Consider the following 19299-nt stretch of genomic DNA (forward strand, 5'->3'; position numbering starts at 1 on the left):
GGCGTGACAGGGGAAGGGGGCGGGGCGTCTGCCCCGCCCCCTTCCCCGCGTTCAGCCGGTGAGCTGCGGCAGCACCTTCGTCCGGTAGAAGTCGAAGAAGCCCCGCTGGTCCGGCCCGATCTGGTTCACGTACACCCGGTCGAACCCGGCGTCGGCGAACTCGCGCAGCGCCGACACGTGCTCGTCCACGTTGTCACCGCACACCGTGTTGTCCCGCACCATGTCCTCGGTGACCAGCTCCTGCAACTGCTCGAAGTGCCGGGGCGAGGGCAGCACCTGGCCCATCTCGCCGGGCAGCAGCTCGTTGTACCAGAGCTTGTGCACCGTACGGACGCACGCGTCGCGGTCGCTGCCGTAGCAGACCTTCGTGCCGCCGCTGACCAGCTTCATCCCGCCGCCGCCCTTGCGGAACCGCGTGACCATCTCCTCCTCCGGCATCATCGTGATGTAGCCGTCGGCCACCCGGGAGGCCAGCGCGGTCGCCTTCGGGCCGAAACCGGAGATGTCGATCGGGACGGGCTCGTCGGGAACCGTGTAGAGGCGGGCGTTCTCCACGGTGTAGTGGGTGCCGTGATGGGTGACCTCCTCGCCGGTGAACAGCCGGCGCATCACCTGGATCGCCTCTTCCAGCATCTCCAGGCGCACCTGGGTCGGAGGCCAGCGGTCGCCGAGGATGTGCTCGTTCAGCGCCTCACCGGTGCCCACGCCCAGCCGGAACCTGCCCCCGGTCATCACCGCGCTGGTCGCCGCGGCCTGGGCCACGACCGCCGGGTGCATCCGCACGGTCGGGCAGGTCACCGCGGTCTCGATGGGCAGCGACACGGCCTCCGACAGCGCGCCGATCACCGACCACACGAACGGGCTCTGCCCCTGTGCGTCGTTCCACGGATGGTAGTGGTCGGAGATCCACAGCGCCTGGAAGCCGGCCTGTTCGGCCATCCGGGCCTGTTCGACGAGGGCAGCGGGGTCGTGCTCCTCGCACGCCAGGAAATAGCCGTACTCGGGCATGGGCAAACCTCCGCGGAAGCTGACGTGGTCCGTTCCCGGCCCGGGTAACCGGGCGCGACCGGGCGAAACGCCACCGCGGCGGCGGTCACGGGGACGGCGTTCGGGTGCTCCCGGGGGCGTAACGGGTGACCCGCGCGGAGTTTGGGTGCCCCTGCCCCGGTTACGCGGAAGACCTCGGACGAGCCAGACCGCCGGAGGCGCACCGTGAGCCGACCCCGCGTCGTGATCGTCGGCGCCGGTTTCGCCGGGTACCGGGCTGCCCGCACGCTGGCCCGGCTGACCCGGAACCGGGCCGACGTCACCCTGCTGAACCCCACCGACCACTTCCTGTACCTGCCGCTGCTGCCCCAGGTCGCCGCCGGCGTCCTGGAGGCCCGCCGGGTCGCCGTGTCCCTGCCGGACACGCTGCGCGGGGTGCGCCTGGTGCTCGGCGAGGCGGACGGCGTCGACCTGGACGGCCGTACCGTCCACTACCGCGGCCCCGAGGGCGGTGCCGGCAGCCTCGGCTACGACCGGCTGGTGCTGGCCGTCGGCAGCGTCAACAAGCTGCTGCCGGTCCCCGGGGTCGCCGAGCACGCGCACGGCTTCCGCGGGCTGCCCGAGGCGCTGTACCTGCGCGACCACGTGACCCGGCAGGTGGAACTGGCGGCCGCCGGGGACGACCTCGGGACCAGCGCCGCTCGCTGCACCTTCGTGGTGGTCGGCGCCGGCTACACCGGCACCGAGGTGGCCGCCCAGTTGCAGATGCTCACCGACCGGCTGGCCCGCCGGAACCCGCTGCCCGCGGGCGTGCGGCCGCGCTGGATCCTGCTGGACGTGGCGCCGCGGGTGCTGCCGGAGCTGGACGAGCGGCTCTCCCGTACGGCCGACCGGGTGCTGCGGGCCCGCGGGGTGGACGTGCGGATGGGCACCTCCGTGAAGGAGGCCACCTCCGACGGGGTGCTCCTCACCGACGGGGAGTTCGTCGCCTCGCGGACCCTGGTGTGGTGTGTGGGCGTACGGCCCGATCCGCTGGTGGAGGCTGCCGGGCAACCGTTGGAGCACGGCCGGCTGATCGTCGACCCGTACCTGCAACTGCCGGGCCGCACCGACGTGTTCGCCTGCGGGGACGCGGCGGCCGTGCCCGACCTCACCCGTCCGGGGGAGTTCACGCCGATGACGGCGCAACACGCCTGGCGGCAGGGCCGGGTGGCCGGGGAGAACGTGGCCGGCTCGCTCGGCCTCGGCCGGCGCCGGCGCCCGTACCGCCACCGGGACCTGGGCTTCGCCGTCGACCTGGGCGGTGTCCGGGCCGCCGCCGACCCGTTCGGCATCCCGCTGTCCGGCCCGGCGGCGGCCGCGGTCACCCGCGGATACCACCTGGCCGCGCTGCCCGGCAACCGCGTCCGGGTCGCCGCCGACTGGCTGCTGGACGCCGTACTCCCGCGCCAGGGCGTCCAGTTGGGCCTCGTACGAGCCTGGTCGGTGCCGCTGGACACGGCCTCACCCGAACTCGCGCGGGTACCCGGCGGCCCGGACCCGCCGCCCGCCCAGGCAGGAGACGACACCATGACACACCCGGACAACCGGCCCGACGAACCCGCCAAGGACCAGCCCGGCGGGGAGCCCGCCAGGAACCAGCCCGGCGGGGAGCCCGCGAAGAACCAGCCCGGCGGCGAGCCCGCCGTCCACCAGACCGAAAGGGAACCGGCCGGGAGCGAGCCGTCCGGGGGCGGGCCGGACCATCCGGCTCCCGGCCCCGTCAAGCGCGCCGACGCCCCCGAACCCGCCGGACCGGACGATCCCGCGGACCGCCCGAACCCGTCCGACTGAGCGCCCCCGGCGCTCCCCAGCGCAAGGAGACCGAGGAGACACATGAACACCGACGAACTCGCCGAACTGGGCCAGCAGTTGCGCGTGGACAGCGTGCGGGCGTCCGCCGCCGCGGGATCCGGACACCCCACGTCCTCCATGTCCGCCGCCGACCTGGTGGCCGTCCTGCTCGCCCACCACCTCCGCTACGACTTCGAGCGCCCCGACCACCCCGCGAACGACCGCTTCGTCCTCTCCAAGGGCCACGCCTCACCGCTGCTGTACTCCGCGTACAAGGCGGCCGGCGCGATCGAGGACGGCGAGCTGGTCACCTTCCGCAAGCTCGGCAGCCGGCTGGAGGGCCACCCGACGCCCCGCCGCCTGCCGTGGGTGGAGACCGCCACCGGCTCCCTCGGCCAGGGCCTGCCCGTCGGCGTCGGCATCGCCCTCGCCGGAAAGCGACTGGACCGCACCGGCTACCGGGTGTGGGTGCTGTGCGGCGACAGCGAACTGGCCGAGGGCTCCGTGTGGGAGGCAGCCGAACACGCCGGCTACGAGAACCTGGACAACCTGATCGCCATCGTCGACGTCAACCGGCTCGGCCAGCGCGGCCCCACCCGGCACGGCCACGACCTCGACGCCTACGCCCGCCGCTTCCAGGCCTTCGGCTGGCACACCGTCGAGATCGACGGCCACGACGTCGACGCCATCGACCGCGCCTACGGGGAGGCGCTGTCCACCACCGGGCAGCCCACCGCGATCATCGCCCGCACCCTGAAGGGCAGGGGCGTCGCCGCCGTCGAGGACCGCGAGGGCCTGCACGGCAAGCCGCTGCCCGAGGCCGAGGACGCCATCGCCGAACTCGGCGGCCCCCGCGACCTGCACGTCCGCGTCTCCGAGCCGCAGGCCGCCGCCGCGCTGCGCTCGCACACCACCGAGGCCGTCCGGCTGCCCCGCTACGACCAGGGTGACGAGGCCGCGACCCGCGACGCCTTCGGCAAGGCCCTCGCCGCGCTCGGCACCGCCCGCGGCGACGTCGTCGCCCTGGACGGCGAGGTCGGCGACTCCACCCGTACCGAGGAGTTCGCCAAGGAACACCCCGACCGGTTCTTCGAGTGCTACATCGCCGAGCAGCAACTCGTCGCCACCGCCGTCGGCATGGCCGCCCGCGGCTGGATGCCGTACGCCTCCACGTTCGCGGCCTTCCTCACCCGCGCCCACGACTTCGTCCGCATGGCGTCCGTCAGCGGGTCCGGGCTCAACATCGTCGGCTCGCACGCCGGTGTCGCGATCGGGCAGGACGGCCCCTCCCAGATGGGCCTGGAGGACCTGGCGATGTTCCGGTCCGTGTACGGCTCCACCGTGCTCTACCCGTGCGACGCCAACCAGACCGCCCGCCTGGTCGCCACCATGGCCGGCCTGGAGGGCATCCGCTACCTGCGCACCTCCCGCGGCAAGACCCCGGTGATCTACGGCCCCGACGAGGAGTTCCCCGTCGGCGGCAGCAAGACGCTGCGCTCCGGCGACGACGACCGGCTGACCATCGTCGCCGCCGGGGTGACCGTCCCCGAGGCGCTGGCCGCCGCCGACCGGCTCGCCGCCGACGGCATCCGGGTACGGGTGATCGACCTGTACTCGGTCAAGCCCGTCGACGCCGAGACCCTGCACCGGGCCGCCGAGGAGACCGGCTGCCTGCTCACGGTGGAGGACCACCACCCCGAGGGCGGCATCGGGGACGCCGTCGCCGAGGCGTTCGGCGACGGCCGGCCGGTGCCCCGCCTGGTCCGGCTCGCGGTCCGCACCATGCCGGGCTCGGCCGCCCCCGACGAACAACTGCACGCGGCCGGCATCGACGCCACCGGCATCGCGGCGGCGGCCAGGATGCTCGTCGAGGAGGCGGTCGTGCGATGACGTCCGGCGACGCCCGGACCCTACGGGCGGGCCGCCGCACCGTGCGGATCCAGCGGCCGGGGAAGGTGCTCTTCCCCGGCCGCCGGGGCGTCCGGGAGTACACCAAGGGCGACCTCGCCGACTACTACCGGTCCATAGCCCCCTACCTGCTGCCGCACCTGCGAGGCCGCCCGCTGACCCTGGAACGCTGCCCGGACGGCCTGGACGGCCAGCGGTTCCTGCAGAAGAACACCCCCGAGCACTACCCGGACTGGATCACCCGCGCCGAGGTCGCCAAGGAGGGCGGCACGGTCACCCACGTCGTGTGCGACGACACCGCCACCCTCCTCTACCTCGCCGACCAGGCCTGCGTCACCCTGCACCGCTGGCTCTCCCGCACCGACCGGGCCCACGGCCCCGACCACCCCGACCGGCTCGTCATCGACCTCGACCCGGCCGGCGACGACTTCGCCGCCGTACGCGACGCGGCCCGCTGGACGCGCGAGCTGCTGGACGAGCTGGGCCTGCCCGCCGCGCCCATGACCACCGGCTCGCGCGGCCTGCACCTCGTCGTCCCGCTGGACGGCCGGCAGGACTTCGACGAGGTGCGCCGGTTCGCCCACGACGTCGCCGAGCTGGCCGCCTCCCGGCACCCCGACCGGCTCACCACCGCGGCCCGCAAACAGGACCGCGGCGACCGCCTCTACCTGGACGTGCAGCGCAACGGCTACGCCCAGACCGCCGTCGCCCCCTACAGCGTCCGCGCCCGCCCGGGCGCCCCGGTCGCCGTGCCCCTAGCCTGGAACCAGGTGGACGATCCGACGCTGGACGCCCGCCGGTGGAGCATCGCCGACGCCGTCGACCAGGCCCGGACGGACCCGTGGGGCGGCCTGCCCCACCGCGGCCGCTCCCTGGCCCCCGCCCGACGCCGTCTCGATGACATGCGCTCCTGAGGTTTGGCCAAGGGAGGAACGGCCACACGCAGGGAAGAGGTGGCCATGTCGAACACAAACAGCACGTCCAGTTCACAGAGTTCACAGAAAGCACAGGACTCACAGAAGTCCAAGAACTCGGAAAACTCCGACAACACGCACGAGACGCAGGACGGTACCCACCGCGAGGCGAAGAACCGCCGACCGACCCCCATGGAGGTGCTGCGCCAGGCGCGCAGCCAGCTCGCCGAGCTCACCGGACTCGCCCCCGAGTCCGTGTCCTCCTTCGAGGAGACCGACGACGGCTGGTCCCTCGAGGTCGAGGTCCTGGAACTCGCCCGGGTCCCGGACACGATGAGCCTGATGGCGAGCTACCAGGTCGAGCTGGACCCGGACGGTCAGCTGACCGGGTACCGGCGTGTCCGCCGCTACGAACGCGGCAGGGCCGACGCGCGCGGTGGCCGCTGAGCCACAGCGCGTCACCCACCGTCCGCGCGAACCGTGCACCCACTACGCAGGAGGAGGAATCGCCGGCATGACTGTTGTTCCGGCACAGCAGACCGGAGGCGGAGGCGGCAGCAGCGGCCTCTACGACGTGCTCGAGCTGGTCCTGGACCGAGGTCTCGTGATCGACGCCTTCGTCCGCGTCTCCCTGGTCGGCATCGAGATCCTGAAGATCGACGTCCGGGTCGTCGTGGCAAGCGTCGACACGTACCTGCGCTTCGCCGAGGCGTGCAACCGCCTGGACCTGGAGTCCGGCCCGAACAAGAGCCCGGGCCTGCCCGAGATCGTGGGCGAGGTCACCGAGTCCGGTGCCCGCGGCAAGTCCAAGGGCGCGCTGTCCGGCGCCGCGCAGACCATATCCGACGCCTTCAACCAGGCGCGCCAGGAAGGGGAGACCGAGTCCCGGCCGCGCGCCCGCAAGGCCCCGGCGCGCCGTAAGGAGGAGCAGGAGTGAGCACCTACGTCTACGGGATCACCGCCCGGTCCCACCCGGCGCTCCCCGAGGGCATGACCGGCGTGGGCGAGCCACCGCGCGCCGTCCGGGTGCTCACCGCCGGTGACCTCGCCGCCGTCGTCAGTGACGCGCCCGAGGACCTGCGCCCCAAGCGCCGGGACCTGCTCGCGCACCAGAACGTGCTCGCCGAGGCGGGCGCGGGCGGCTGCGTACTGCCCATGCGGTTCGGCAGCATCGCCGACGACGACGAGTCCGTCACGTCGGTTCTGGGCGAGCGGGCCGAGCACTACCAGGAGCGGCTGCGCGAGCTGGACGGCAAGGTCGAGTACAACGTCAAGGCCACCCACGTCGAGGAGGCCGTCCTGCACCGCGTGATGGCCGAGAACGCGGACCTCCGCGGCCTCGCCGAGGCCAACCGCAGGTCCGGCGGCGGCAGCTACGACGACAAGATCCGCCTCGGCGAGATGGTCGCCGCCGCCGTGAAGGCCAAGGAAGCCGAGGACGCGCAGGAGGTGCAGGGACAGCTCACCCCGGCCGCTTCCGCCGTCAGCGTGGGCCCCGAGTCCACCGGCTGGCTGCTGAACGTGTCGTTCCTGGTGCCGCGGAGCACCGCCGAGGACTTCCTCGCCATCGTCGAGCAGATCCGCAAGAGCCACGCTCACCTGGACCTCAGGCTCAACGGGCCGTTGCCGCCGTACAGCTTCGTCGAGCCCGGACCGTCGCAGCCCGCCGGCAGCACGGCCGGAGCGGACGCCGGCGCGCAGTAGAGCTGCGGGCCCGGACGGAAAGGAGACCACCGTGGGACTGATCGGCGAAGTGCTGATGCTGCCGTTCGCGCCCGTGCGCGGCAGCGCCTGGGCCATCAGGCAGGTGCTCCGGGAGGCGGAGCGGATCTACTACGACCCCGCCACCGTACGGGCCGAACTCGCCCGCCTCGAAGAGCAGTTGGAGGCGGGCGAGATCACCGCGGAGGAATTCGACCAGCGCGAGGACGAACTTCTCGACCGGCTGGAGACCGCTATGCGCTCCGGCGACACCACAGGCAACGGGACGTGACATGAACCGAACCGCACTGGGCCTCGCCGTAGGGGCCGGATACCTGCTCGGACGTACCAAGAAGCTCAAAATGGCCCTCGCGGTCGGCTCCCTGGTGGCGGGGAAGAAGCTGAACCTCAGCCCGCGGATGGTCGCCGACCTGGTGAACCAGCAGCTGAAGAACAACCCCCAGTTCAAGGAGATCGGGGACCAGCTCCGCCAGGACCTGCGGGGTGTCGGCAAGGCCGCCACCGGCGCGATGGTCGAGCGGCAGATGAGCACGCTCGCCGACCGGCTGCACGGCCGTACCGCGCAGGTACGCGACCAGCTCTCCGGCGACGTGCCGACCGGCTCCGCCGACGACCAGGACCAGGACCAGGACGAGGAGCAGGAGGAGCAGGAGCCCGAGCAGGAGCGGGGCGAGCGGGAGGAGCCGGCGAAGAAGGCTCCCGCGAAGAAGACCGCGGCCAAGAAGGCTCCCGCCAAGAAGGCCCCGGCGAAGAAGGCTCCCGCCAAGAAGACGAGCGCGGCCCGCAAGACGGCCGCGAAGAAGACCGCCCCGGCCGGTGGCGCGACCGGCCGGCAGTCGAAGGGCGGCGATGAGCGATGACCGACACCCTTGGAACCGCGGCCTCCAAGGCCGGCAAGGCCACGGGTGGGGACAAGTCCAACCCGCTGACCGACCTCGCCCACAGCGAGGCCGCCGACCGGCTCAAGGAAGAGGCCCAGGAATACCTGTCCGCACAGGCACAGCGGCTGCTGTCCGGCCTCGGCCGCAAGCTCGGTGAGACCACCGTCAAGCTGAACGACATCGCCGAGGGCAACAGCCCGGGCTTCGCCAAGCTGGCCCTCGACGGCGGTCGCAAGATCGCCGAGGGCAAGGGTCCGCTGCGCTCCGCGCTGGAGCTCGGCGCCTCCCGCGTCAAGGACAACGTGCTGGACACCGTGCGCAACCTCGGCGGCGGCAAGGGCAAGAAGGGCGGCGCGGGCAAGAAGCCCACCGTCATCATCGAGTCCGTCGACGTCGGCGTGCCGCTGCGCACTGCCTACGACCAGTGGACCCAGTTCCAGGACTTCTCCACCTTCGCCAAGGGCGTCAAGAGCGCGAGCCGCAGCGACGACACCCACTCCGACTGGCAGGCGAAGATCTTCTGGTCCAGCCGCAGCTGGAAGGCGCAGACGACCGAGCAGATACCCGACTACCGCATCCAGTGGACGTCGGAGGGCGCCAAGGGCACCACCAAGGGTGTGGTCTCCTTCCACCGGCTGGAGGAGAACCTCACCCGGGTACTGCTGGTCATCGAGTACTACCCGACCGGCCTGTTCGAGAAGACCGGCAACATCTGGCGCTCCCAGGGCCGCCGGGCCAGGCTGGACCTGAAGAACTTCGCCCGGTTCATCACCCTCAAGGGAGAGGCCGAGGACGGCTGGCGCGGCGAGATCCGCGACGGCGAGGTGGTCCGTAGCCACGAGGACGCCGTCGCCGAGGAGCAGTCGGAGGAGGAGCAGCCGGAGGGCGAAGAGGGCACGGAGGAAGAGGAGACCGGACAGGAGGAAGGGGAAGAGGAAGAGGAGCCGTACGAGGGCGAGTACGACGAGGAAGAGGGGTCGTACGAGGCCGAGGCCGGCGAGGAAGGCGAGGAGCCCGAGGAAGAGGCCGAGGAGGCCGAGGAGGACGGCCAGGCCGACGGGGAAGACGCCTACGAGGACGAGTACGAGGACGAAGAGGAGCCCGAGGAAGAGGCTGAGGAGGCCGAGGAGGGCGAAGAGGAGCCCGAGGAAGAGGCTGAGGAGGCCGAGGAGGGCGAAGAGGGCGAGGAGGAGCCCGAGTACGAGGCCGAGGAAGAGCCTGAGGAAGAAGAGGAAGCGGAGCCCGAGCCCGCGAGGCGCGGGGGCCGTCGATGACGAGCCGGTTCCCCGAAGGGGGGCGGTTCCCCGAGCCCTATGGCCAGGGCTCGGGGGCGAACCTCGCCGACATCCTTGAGCGGGTACTCGACAAGGGTGTCGTCATCGCGGGCGACATCAGGATCAACCTGCTCGACATCGAACTGCTCACCATCAAGCTCCGCCTCATCGTGGCCTCGGTCGACAAGGCCAAGGAGATGGGCATCGACTGGTGGGAGACCGACCCGGCGCTCTCCTCCCGGGCCCGCCGGGACGAGCTGGCCCGGGAGAACGCAGAGCTGCGCGAACGGCTCGCCCGGCTGGAGGAACTCGAGTCGGGCGGCACCCCGAGGGAGGCACCATGACCCGACTGCGGTACGTGTACGCCGTCTGCCGCCCCTTCGGGACACCCCTGCAGGCCGAGCTGAGGGGCGTCCTGGGCGCCCCGCCGGCACTGCTGCACCACCACGGGCTCGTCGCGGTGGTCAGTACGGTCCCGGAGGCGGACTTCTGCGAGGACGCGCTGAAGGCCCACCTGGAGGACCTGGACTGGCTGGCCGCGACCGCCCGCGCCCACCAGGGCGTGGTCGACGCGCTCACCACGGTCACCACCCCGCTGCCCCTGCGGCTCGCCACCGTCTTCCGCGACGACAGCGCCGTACGCAGCATGATCGAGGCCCGCGAGGACGACTTCCGGCGCCTGCTCGACCGGCTGCACGGCCGTGTGGAGTGGGGTGTGAAGGTCTACCTGGAGCCCGAGCTCGCCGAGCCCGTGCCGGCCGCCGCGGCGCAGCCCGCCAGCGGGCGGGACTATCTGCGCAGCCGGCGCCGGCACAGCCACGAGCAGGAGGAGCGGTGGCAGCGGGCCGAGCGGTTCGCCCACTCCCTGCACGAGCGCCTCGCCGAGCGGGCCGAGGAGTTCCGCATGCACCGCCCGCAGAACCCCACGCTCTCCGGAACACCGGGCCAGAACGTGCTCAACGCGGCCTACCTGGTGCCCCGCGCGCATTCCGAGGAGTTCGTGGAACTCGTGGACCGTACGAAGGACGAGGCCCCCGGAATGCGAGTGGAACTCACCGGGCCCTGGGCGGCCTACTCGTTCTCGGAATCCGAGGCCGGGTCCGGCGCGGAATCCGGAGCCGGGTCGGGCGCGGGAGCCGAGGCCGGCGCGGGAGCGGGGGAGGGCCGGTGACCGTCGTCGAACGCCGTGAGATCGCCCTGGTGGACCTGCTGGACCGGCTGCTGGCCGGAGGAGTCGTCCTCACCGGCGACATCACGCTGCGCATCGCGGACGTCGACCTCGTCCGGATCGACCTGAACGCGCTGATCAGCTCCGTGAACGAGCAGGTACCGTCGCCCTTCGAGGAGCTCCGATGACCGCGCAGACCCGGCGCAACCGGCTCGACCTGGAACCCGACACCGTCGAACGCGACCTGGTGAAGCTCGTGCTCACCGTGGTGGAACTGCTGCGCCAGCTGATGGAACGGCAGGCCGTCCGCCGCTTCGACACCGGCGAGCTGACCGAGGAGCAGGAGGAGCGGATCGGGCTCACCCTGATGCTCCTGGAGGAGCGGATGGCCGAGCTGCGGGACCGCTACGGCCTGCGGCCCGAGGACCTCAACCTGGACCTCGGGCCGCTGGGCCCGCTGCTGCCCCGCGAGTGACACAGCCACCGGCCCCTGGCACTCAGGGGCCTCACTAGCCCCACAGGCCCCACGGGGTCCCGTGGACCGCCGGTCAGGCCTCCTTCCGGCACAGGATCTCCCCGTGCAGGACCGCGAACCAGCCGTCCTCCCGCCGTCCCCACTCCCGCCAGGCGTCCGCCACCGCCCGCAGCTGCTCGGCCGTGGCGTGGCCGCCCTGCGTGGCCCGGTCGGCGTACGCGGAGGCGACCGTACGGTCCGCCCACAGGCCGCTCCACCAGGCCCGCTCCTCGGCGGTGGCGAACGTCCAGGTGCTGGAGGTGGCCGTGATGTCCCTGAGGCCGGCCGCCCGCGCCCACGCCGTCAGCCGGCGCCCGGCGTCCGGTTCGCCGCCGTTGGCGCGGGCCACCCGCTCGTACAGGTCCAGCCAGTCGTCCAGGCCGGCTACCGCCGGATACCAGGTCATCGCCGCGTAGTCCGCGTCCCGCACCGCGATGAACCCGCCCGGCTTGGTCACCCGGCGCATCTCGCGCAGCGCCCGCACGGGGTCGCCCACGTGCTGGAGCACCTGATGGGCGTGGACCACACAGAAGGTGTCGTCCGGGTAGTCCAGGGCGTGCACGTCGGCCACCGCGAAGTCCACGTTCGTCAGACCGCGGCCGACGGCGGTGGCCCGGGCCTGCTCCAGGACACCGGCCGCCCGGTCGACGCCGGTGACCCGGCCGTCGGGGACCAGTTCCGCCAGGTCCGCGGTGATGGTGCCGGGGCCGCATCCGATGTCCAGGATCCGCATGTGGGGCTTGAGCGCGCCGAGCAGATAGGCCGCGGAGTTGGCGGCGGTCCGCCAGGTGTGCGAACGCAGCACCGACTCGTGGTGCCCGTGCGTGTAGACGGCGGTCTCCTGCGCTTTCGGCATGGCTGTACCCCTTCACCCTGGTCAGGCACCCGGCGGGCTGTCCGCCCGCCGGTGTGCCTTCACGGTACGCGGGCGTGCCGCATGGTGAGACCGGTGTTTCGCTATGTGGACAGGCGGGGTGCGTCACTGCGGGCTGCGGGCTGCGGGCTGCGGGATCCGGTGGACGGTCGGCTGTCCACGGGATCCCGTCGACCGTCGAGTGCCTGCGGGATCCCGTCGACCGGTCGTCAGGATCCCGCGGGCAGCGGACGGTAGACCGTCAGCGCCTCCGGCAGCTTCTCCAGTGTCACCTCGCCCGACACCGCCGTGACCTCGCCGTCGTACGCCAACGGGGTGCCCGGGGCGATGCCGGTCAGCCGCAGCCGGTTCACCTGTACCGCCGCGTGCGCGGGCGACCGGGTGAGGGGGCCCGCCGCGGCCGCCGCGAGCAGCCGCAGCGCGGGCCTGCGGCTGCCGTGTACCACCCGCACGTCCAGCAGGCCGTCCGCGAGATCGGTGCGACGGCCGGGGGCGAGGCCCATGCGGTGGTAGACGCCGTTGCCCACGAACAGCAGCCACAGCGGGCGCCGCTCGCCGCTCATCTCCACCTCCAGCGGATGCTGGTCGGCGCGCAGCACGCGCAGCGCGCCGACCAGCCCGGCCGGCCAGCCGCCGATCCGGTGCGACCAGCGGTCCCGGGCGCGGACCAGCTCCGGGTACACGCCCAGGCTGAGCGTGTTGAGGAACACGCCCTCGGTGTCCCGGTCGGCGAACCGGCCGACGTCCACCCGGACCGCCTCGCCGTGCCGGACGGCCCGGGCCAGCTGGCGTTCGTCCTCGACACCCAGGTCGTAGGCGAAGTGGTTGAGGGTGCCGCCCGGCAGCACCGCCAGCGGCAGGTCGTGCCGCAGGGCGACCTGGGCCGCCGCGTTCACCGTGCCGTCGCCGCCGCACACCCCGAGCACCCGCGCCCGGGTCGCCGCCTTCGCCAGCTCGTCGCCGACCTCCTCCGGCGCGCACTCCACGATCTCCGCCCCCGGCAGCGCGTCCTGCAGTGCCCGCACCCGCTCCGCGGTACCCGAGGCCCGGTTGGCGACCACCACCAGGCCGTCGCCCTCGGGCAGCGAGGGTGCCTGCGCCCGGGGCCGGGCGGGCCTGAGCAGCTGGGCGCGCGTCGGCACCAGGCGCCGTACCAGGAACGCGGCGCCCGCGCCGAGCGCCGCCCCGGCCAGCACGTCGCTCGGGAAGTGCACGCCCGTGTACACCCGGGACGCCGCCACCGAGAACGCCACCGGTGCCACCGCCGCACCCCACGCCGGCGACTCCAGCGCCACCCCGGTCGCGAAGGCCGCCGCGGACGCCGCGTGCCCGGACGGGAAGGACGTGGTGATCGGCTGCTGCTTCAGCCGCCGGACCAGCGGCACCGGGTCCAGTACCGGCCGGGCCCGGCGCACCGAGCGCTTGCCGAGGGTGTTGATGGTCAGCGAGGCCAGGCCGAGCGAGGCCAGGCCCCGGGCTGCCGCCCGGCGGGCCCGGGGGGTGCGGCTGGCGGCCACTGCGGCGGCGGTGGCGAACCACAGCACTCCGTGGTTGGCGCTGCGGCTCAGGCGGGGCAGGACGCGTTCGGCGCCGGGCCAGTTCCAGGCGGCGGCGGCCTCGAAGAGCCGGCCGTCGAGTTCGAGCAGCTTGCGCATCGGGGCCCGGGCGGCGGTCGCGGGCGCGGTCAGGTCCAGGTCTGGGCTCATGGGGTGCGCTTACCCTGAAGTGCCCGTTTCTTGTGCCGCCGCCGCGCCGGCCACCCGAGCGCCGCAGCCGCCCCTCCGCACGATAAGCGTTTGCTCCCGACCCCTGTCACCTCGCAGAATGCGTCCCCATGGGACATCTGGAAGCCGCGCACCTGGAGTACTACCTCCCCGACGGGAGGGCGCTCCTCGGCGACGTGTCCTTCCGGGTCGGCGAGGGCGCCGCCGTCGCCCTGGTCGGGCCGAACGGCGCGGGCAAGACGACGCTGCTGCGGCTGATCTCCGGCGAGCTGAAGCCGCACGGCGGCAGCGTCACCGTCAGCGGCGGCCTCGGGGTGATGCGCCAGTTCGTCGGGTCCGTACGGGACGAGACGACCGTACGGGACCTGCTCGTGTCCGTCGCCCCGCCCCGGATCCGGGAGGCCGCGCAGGCCGTCGACCGGGCCGAGCACGCCCTCATGACCGTCGACGACGAGGCCGCCCAGCTCGCCTACGCGCAGGCCCTCGCGGACTGGGCGGAGGTCCGGGGCTACGAGGCCGAGACGCTGTGGGACATGTGCACCACCGCCGCGCTCGGCGTCCCCTACGAGCGCGCCCAGTGGCGGCAGGTGCGCACCCTCTCCGGCGGTGAGCAGAAACGGCTCGTGCTGGAGGCGCTGCTGCGCGGCACCGACGAGGTGCTGCTGCTGGACGAGCCCGACAACTACCTCGACGTGCCCGGCAAGCGGTGGCTGGAGCAGCAGCTCGGGGAGACCCGCAAGACCGTCCTGTTCGTCTCCCACGACCGTGAACTCCTCGCCCGCGCCGCCGAGAAGATCGTCTCCGTCGAACCGGGACCGGCCGGCGCCGACGCCTGGGTGCACGGCGGCGGCTTCGCCACGTACCACGAGGCCCGCCGTGAACGCTTCGCCCGCTTCGAGGAGTTGCGCCGCCGCTGGGACGAGAAGCACGCCCAGCTGAAGAAGCTCGTCCTGAACCTGCGTCAGGCCGCCGCCGTCAGCCACGAGATGGCCTCCCGCTACCAGGCGGCGCAGACCCGCCTGCGCAAGTTCGAGGAGGCCGGCCCGCCGCCGGAGCCGCCCCGGGAACAGGACATCACCATGCGCCTGAAGGGCGGCCGTACCGGCGTACGGGCCGTCACCTGCGAGGGCCTCGAACTGACCGGCCTGATGCGGCCGTTCGACCTGGAGGTCTTCTACGGCGAACGGGTCGCCGTCCTCGGCTCCAACGGTTCCGGCAAGTCGCACTTCCTGCGGCTGCTCGCCGGCGAGGACGTCGCGCACACCGGGGAGTGGAGGCTGGGCGCCCGGGTGGTGCCCGGGCACTTCGCGCAGACCCACGCCCACCCCGAACTCCAGGGTCGCACCCTCCTCGACATCCTCTGGAAGGAGCACGCCCAGGACCGGGGCGCCGCCATGTCCCGGCTGCGCCGCTACGAGCTCACCCAGCAGGCCGAGCAGGCCTTCGACCGGCTGTCCGGCGGGCAGCAGGCCCGCTTCCAGATCCTGCTGCTGGAACTGGCCGGTGCCACGGCGCTGCTGTTGGACGAGCCCACCGACAACCTCGACCTGGAGTCCGCCGAGGCTCTCCAAGAGGGCCTGGAGGCCTTCGACGGCACGGTCCTCGCCGTCACCCACGACCGCTGGTTCGCCCGCTCCTTCGACCGCTTCCTGGTCTTCGGCTCCGACGGCCGGGTCCGCGAGACGCCGGAGCCGGTGTGGGACGAGCGGCGGGTGGAGCGGGCCCGGTAGCGCGGGCACCCGCTCGCGCGCGCCCGGGGCCCCGTATGTTCGTACAGTGGATGCAGGAACGCGCGCCCCGTGGCCTTCCCTCCCGGGAGACACCCTGGGGCAGTGCGTGCCGGGCGGGTACTCGAAGCCCATGAACGAACACGACGAGCGGGGCACCACGATGACCGGAGTCGACCCCAGCCGGCTGGACGATCAGCAGCTCATGAAGGAGCTGGAGACCATCCACCGCACGCGCCACGACACACTGCTGTACGGCTCCAACGACGCGCTGCGGGCCCACAACGAGCGCATGGCCCAGCTGGAGGGCGAGTACCTGCGCCGCAACCCCCGCCGCCTGGTCAGCGCGGCCCGGACCCGTGAGGGCGCCCGCGAACGCGGCTCCGGCGAGGCGGCGACTCCGGGCACCTCCGGCACCTGACCGGCGCCCCCGGGGCACAGCGCACACGGGAAGGGCCGGCCCTCGACGGGCCGGCCCGGCACACCCCGTCAGGGGTCAGGGGTCGGACGTCAGCCGGTCTCGCCGGCGAACACGTGCACGAACGCGTCGCAGAACGCCTTCAGGTCGTCCGGCTTGCGGCTGGTCACCAGCTGGTTGGAGCCGTGGTCGCAGATCTTCACCTGCTCGTCCACCCATGTCCCGCCGGCGTTGCGGATGTCCGTCTGCAGGCTCGGCCACGACGTCAGCACCCGGCCGCGTACGACGTCCGCCTCCACCAGCGTCCACGGCGCGTGGCAGATCGCGGCCACCGGAAGGCCCTGCTCGAAGAAGTCCCGCACGAAAGCGACGGCCTTCTCGTCCATCCGCAGGAAGTCCGGGTTCGCGACCCCGCCCGGCAGGACCAGGCCACCGAACGAGGCCGCCGACGTCTCACCCACCACCTCGTCCACCGGGAACGTGTCCGCCTTGTCCAGGTGGTTGAACGCCTGGATCTCTCCGCGCTCGGTCGACACCAGCACCGGCTGGTGCCCGGCGTCCGATGCCGCCTTCCACGGCTCGGTCAGCTCGACCTGCTCGACGCCCTCGGGTGCCACCAGAAACGCGATACGCATGTTCCTCAACTTCCCTTCGTCTTCCGCGGCGCCGCACGGTGGGCCCGGGCGCACCACTTCCGCGCCCGCGCCGCCCGCCGGCGCCGCACCGGTTCCTCGCCGCCCGGCTCCCGCTCAGGCGCCGCCCACCAGCGCTTCGGCCAGTTGCTGCACGTTCTCGTACCGGTCCCCGTGCCGGAGCCCGGCCACCGCGTCGATCAGCCCGCCCGGCGCGTTGCCGCGGCGCAGCGCCCGGGCCAGCTCGCCCGGCTTCGCGGGGAACGCGTGCCGGCTCAGGTGCCGGGCCAGCTCCATCCTGGTCCGCTCCAACGACGCCGCGGCACCCAGACCGCCCACCGGGCCGGCCCAGACGTCGGGGTCGTCGTCCGCGGCCGGCTCCGGGTCGTGCCACTCCTCCACGCGCGTGGGGTGGCCGGACCGCAGCAGACCCTGCAGTTCGTGCTTCATCTCGTCGTCCCGGTGGACGCTCAGCCGGTCACTGCCTCGCTGCATGTCTCCCTCCAGAGGGTCGAAGGTCCGGACCGCGTACCCGGTGCCACGCGTCCGACACCGAAGTGCCCGGCACGAAAGCGTCCGGCACGGAGGTGCCCGGCGCGGATTCCGGGCCGCACGGCGGTCACTGCTTGTCCCGGCCCGGCAGGAACTCCTGCACCTTCGCCTTCAGCCCCTGCTTGATCATCGAGCCCCGGTCGGCGTCCCCCTTCAGGATCGACGACGCCGTCGCCTCCATCTGCTCCCAGGTGGCGTGCGGCGGGATCGGCGGCACCGCGGGATCGGTCAGGAACTCGATCAGCGCCGGCCCGTCCGCGTCCAGCGCGGCCCGCCAGCCCTTCTCCACGTCCTCCGGCTTCTCCACCCGGATCCCGGTCAGCCCCAGCGAGCGGGCGAACGCCGCGTACTGCACGTCCGGGATCGACTGCGACGGCAGGAACGACGGAGCACCCTCCATCGCCCGCATCTCCCACGTCACCTGGTTCAGGTCCTGGTTGTTCCACACGGCAACCACCAGGCGCGGATCCGACCAGCGGTCCCGGTACTTCGCCGCCGTGATCATCTCCGCCAGGCCGTTCATCTGCATCGCGCCGTCCCCGACCAGCGCCACCACCGGCCGGTCCGGATGCGCGAACTTCGCGCCGATCGCGTACGGCACCCCCGGGCCCATCGTCGCCAGCGTCCCGGACAGCGAACCCCGCATGCCCGGCCGCATCGTGATGTGCCGCGCGTACCAGTTCGCGACCGAACCCGAGTCCGAGGTCAGGATCGCGTTGTCCGGCAGCAGCGGGTCCAGCGCCCGCGCCACGTACTCCGGGTTGATCGGATCCGCCGCCAGCCCGGCCCGCCGGTCCATCGTCTCGTGCCAGCGCTTCACGTTCGCGCACACGGTGTCGTACCACTCGCGCCCGCGGCCCTCCGCCTTCAGCAGGGGGATCAGCCGCCGCAGCGTCGCCCGGGCGTCACCGACCAGGTTCACCTCGTACGGATACCGCATACCGATCATGTGCGCGTCGATGTCGATCTGCACCCCGCGCGCCTTGCCGAAGTCCGGCATGAACTGCGTGTACGGGAACGACGAACCGATCGTCAGCAGCGTGTCGCAGTCCCGCATCAGCTCGTACGACGGCCGGCTCCCGAGCAGTCCGATCGGCCCCGTCACGTAGGGCAGCTCGTCACTGAGCACGTCCTTGCCGAGCAGCGCCTTCGCCACCCCGGCGCCGAGCAGCTCCGCGACCTCCCGCACCTCCGCGACCGCGCCCGCGGCGCCCTGCCCGATCAGCACGGCCACCTTGTCGCCCGCGTTCAGCACGTCGGCGGCCCGGCGCAGCGCCTCGTCGGTCGGCGTCGCCGTGAAGTCGCTCATCCCCAGACTCGACGGCACCATCTTGAACTCGTGCGTCGGCGGGGAGTAGTCCAGCTCCTGCACGTCGGCCGGGATGATCAGCGCCGTCGGGCAGCGCCGCGCGTACGCCGTACGGATCGCCCGGTCCAGCACGTTCGGCAGCTGCTCGGGGACCGTCACCGTCTCCACGAACTCCGAGGCGACGTCCTTGTACAACGTGTGCAGGTCGACTTCCTGCTGGTAGGAGCCGCCCATCGCGGTCCGGTTGGTCTGGCCGACGATCGCCAGCACCGGCACGTGGTCCAGCTTCGCGTCGTACAGGCCGTTCAGCAGATGGATGGCACCCGGCCCCGACGTCGCCACGCACACCCCGAGCCGGCCGCTGAACTTCGCGTACCCGACCGCCTCGAAGGCGGACATCTCCTCGTGCCGGGACTGGATGAACCGCGGCTGGTCCTCGGCGCGGCCCCAGGCGGCGAGCAGCCCGTTGATGCCGTCGCCCGGATAGCCGAAAACCTGTTCCACACCCCAAGCGCGCAACCGCTCGAGGATGTGGTCCGAGACCTTGGTGCTCATGGAGAGACCTCCCGGTGGGTTACCTGTTACCTGGCGGACGATGCGGTCAGTGGGTACCGAGTCACCTGCGCGGGGGACGGAAAACCTCCGGTACCCGCACCGGTGACCCGTACGGCGGCACCACGCGCGCACGGTCACCCGACCGGCCCCGCCTGTCCCGCGAATGGGCTCCGGCCGCGCGCGGTACGACCGGCCGCGGGCTGTCATGGCAGCGAGGGCACGCCCTGTGTCCTCTACCCGGACGCCGCACGGCGTTGCCGTCGTACCGGTGCGCCGGCGTACCGCCCGGCCGTCGCCGTCCGCCGAG

General features: G+C 72.7%; 21 protein-coding genes. 15 read left to right on the forward strand and 6 right to left on the reverse strand.

Features of this window, described 5'->3' with window-relative positions; translation table 11 throughout:
• Positions 1-51: 51 nt before the first annotated feature.
• A complete protein-coding gene (locus ACZ3ZD_RS10870) occupies positions 52-1008 on the reverse strand; it encodes an LLM class F420-dependent oxidoreductase (protein WP_467395445.1) in 957 nt (318 codons plus the stop codon).
• Positions 1009-1212: 204 nt separating this feature from the next.
• Here ACZ3ZD_RS10870 and ACZ3ZD_RS10875 point away from each other — a divergent pair, with 204 nt between their 5' ends.
• The 13 genes from ACZ3ZD_RS10875 (at position 1213) to ACZ3ZD_RS10935 (ending at position 11162) form a co-directional block, all read left to right on the forward strand.
• Positions 1213-2820, forward strand: coding sequence for an NAD(P)/FAD-dependent oxidoreductase (locus ACZ3ZD_RS10875; RefSeq protein WP_467395446.1), 1608 nt, complete (start codon positions 1213-1215; stop codon positions 2818-2820).
• Between the two features lie 42 nt (positions 2821-2862).
• Positions 2863-4710, forward strand: coding sequence for a transketolase (locus ACZ3ZD_RS10880; RefSeq protein WP_467395447.1), 1848 nt, complete (start codon positions 2863-2865; stop codon positions 4708-4710).
• Positions 4707-5642, forward strand: a complete 936-nt coding sequence (gene ligD, locus ACZ3ZD_RS10885; RefSeq protein ID WP_467395448.1) for a non-homologous end-joining DNA ligase — start codon at positions 4707-4709, stop codon at positions 5640-5642. Before ACZ3ZD_RS10880 ends, ligD begins: the two co-directional genes overlap by 4 nt.
• Before the next feature lie 45 nt (positions 5643-5687).
• A complete protein-coding gene (locus ACZ3ZD_RS10890; protein ID WP_467395449.1) occupies positions 5688-6089 on the forward strand; it encodes a gas vesicle protein GvpO in 402 nt (133 codons plus the stop codon).
• A 67-nt stretch (positions 6090-6156) separates the two neighbouring features.
• On the forward strand, positions 6157-6579 hold the full coding sequence (locus ACZ3ZD_RS10895; protein ID WP_353756728.1) for a gas vesicle structural protein GvpA: 423 nt from the start codon (positions 6157-6159) through the stop codon (positions 6577-6579).
• On the forward strand, positions 6576-7346 hold the full coding sequence (locus tag ACZ3ZD_RS10900; RefSeq protein WP_467395450.1) for a GvpL/GvpF family gas vesicle protein: 771 nt from the start codon (positions 6576-6578) through the stop codon (positions 7344-7346). The genes ACZ3ZD_RS10895 and ACZ3ZD_RS10900 overlap by 4 nt, the downstream gene beginning before the upstream one ends.
• A gap of 31 nt (positions 7347-7377) precedes the next feature.
• Positions 7378-7635, forward strand: a complete 258-nt coding sequence (locus ACZ3ZD_RS10905) for a gas vesicle protein GvpG (protein ID WP_356157739.1) — start codon at positions 7378-7380, stop codon at positions 7633-7635.
• A gap of 1 nt (position 7636) precedes the next feature.
• A complete protein-coding gene (locus tag ACZ3ZD_RS10910) occupies positions 7637-8224 on the forward strand; it encodes a DNA primase (protein ID WP_467395451.1) in 588 nt (195 codons plus the stop codon).
• Positions 8221-9519, forward strand: coding sequence for an SRPBCC family protein (locus ACZ3ZD_RS10915; protein WP_467395452.1), 1299 nt, complete (start codon positions 8221-8223; stop codon positions 9517-9519). The genes ACZ3ZD_RS10910 and ACZ3ZD_RS10915 overlap by 4 nt, the downstream gene beginning before the upstream one ends.
• Complete coding sequence (locus ACZ3ZD_RS10920; RefSeq protein ID WP_467395453.1) at positions 9516-9863, forward strand: gas vesicle protein; 348 nt, start codon at positions 9516-9518, stop codon at positions 9861-9863. Before ACZ3ZD_RS10915 ends, ACZ3ZD_RS10920 begins: the two co-directional genes overlap by 4 nt.
• On the forward strand, positions 9860-10690 hold the full coding sequence (locus tag ACZ3ZD_RS10925) for a GvpL/GvpF family gas vesicle protein (protein WP_467395454.1): 831 nt from the start codon (positions 9860-9862) through the stop codon (positions 10688-10690). The genes ACZ3ZD_RS10920 and ACZ3ZD_RS10925 overlap by 4 nt, the downstream gene beginning before the upstream one ends.
• A complete protein-coding gene (locus ACZ3ZD_RS10930) occupies positions 10687-10875 on the forward strand; it encodes a gas vesicle protein (protein ID WP_467395455.1) in 189 nt (62 codons plus the stop codon). The genes ACZ3ZD_RS10925 and ACZ3ZD_RS10930 overlap by 4 nt, the downstream gene beginning before the upstream one ends.
• A complete protein-coding gene (locus tag ACZ3ZD_RS10935; protein ID WP_467395456.1) occupies positions 10872-11162 on the forward strand; it encodes a gas vesicle protein K in 291 nt (96 codons plus the stop codon). The genes ACZ3ZD_RS10930 and ACZ3ZD_RS10935 overlap by 4 nt, the downstream gene beginning before the upstream one ends.
• A 73-nt stretch (positions 11163-11235) precedes the next feature.
• Here the strand turns inward: ACZ3ZD_RS10935 and ACZ3ZD_RS10940 are convergent, their stop codons facing one another.
• Positions 11236-12057: a class I SAM-dependent methyltransferase gene (locus ACZ3ZD_RS10940; protein ID WP_467395457.1), complete on the reverse strand. Its 822-nt coding sequence runs from the start codon at positions 12055-12057 to the stop codon at positions 11236-11238.
• A 227-nt stretch (positions 12058-12284) separates the two neighbouring features.
• Positions 12285-13781 (reverse strand): phosphatase PAP2 family protein, encoded by a 1497-nt coding sequence (locus ACZ3ZD_RS10945; protein WP_467395458.1) that lies wholly within the window; start codon positions 13779-13781, stop codon positions 12285-12287.
• Positions 13782-13909: 128 nt separating this feature from the next.
• Between ACZ3ZD_RS10945 and ACZ3ZD_RS10950 the strand changes: the two genes are divergently transcribed.
• Together ACZ3ZD_RS10950 and ACZ3ZD_RS10955 are read left to right on the forward strand one after the other, a co-directional pair.
• The gene (locus ACZ3ZD_RS10950; RefSeq protein ID WP_467395459.1) at positions 13910-15529 is read left to right on the forward strand and encodes an ABC-F family ATP-binding cassette domain-containing protein; all 1620 of its coding nucleotides are present in this window, start codon (positions 13910-13912) and stop codon (positions 15527-15529) included.
• 130 nt (positions 15530-15659) lie between these two features.
• Positions 15660-15947 carry a DUF6158 family protein gene (locus ACZ3ZD_RS10955; RefSeq protein WP_467395460.1) on the forward strand — a complete coding sequence of 96 codons (288 nt, stop codon included), beginning with the start codon at positions 15660-15662 and terminating at the stop codon, positions 15945-15947.
• Between the two features lie 89 nt (positions 15948-16036).
• On the opposite strand, the gene ACZ3ZD_RS10960 is transcribed toward ACZ3ZD_RS10955, so the two are convergent.
• From ACZ3ZD_RS10960 to ACZ3ZD_RS10970, 3 genes are all read right to left on the reverse strand, one after another.
• Complete coding sequence (locus tag ACZ3ZD_RS10960) at positions 16037-16579, reverse strand: type 1 glutamine amidotransferase domain-containing protein (protein WP_467395461.1); 543 nt, start codon at positions 16577-16579, stop codon at positions 16037-16039.
• Between the two features lie 114 nt (positions 16580-16693).
• Positions 16694-17071, reverse strand: a complete 378-nt coding sequence (locus ACZ3ZD_RS10965; RefSeq protein WP_467395462.1) for a DUF2795 domain-containing protein — start codon at positions 17069-17071, stop codon at positions 16694-16696.
• Between the two features lie 124 nt (positions 17072-17195).
• On the reverse strand, positions 17196-18992 hold the full coding sequence (locus ACZ3ZD_RS10970) for a thiamine pyrophosphate-requiring protein (protein ID WP_467395463.1): 1797 nt from the start codon (positions 18990-18992) through the stop codon (positions 17196-17198).
• Between the last annotated feature and the right edge of the window lie 307 nt (positions 18993-19299).

This window comes from Streptomyces sp. NPDC023481 (assembly GCF_055560195.1).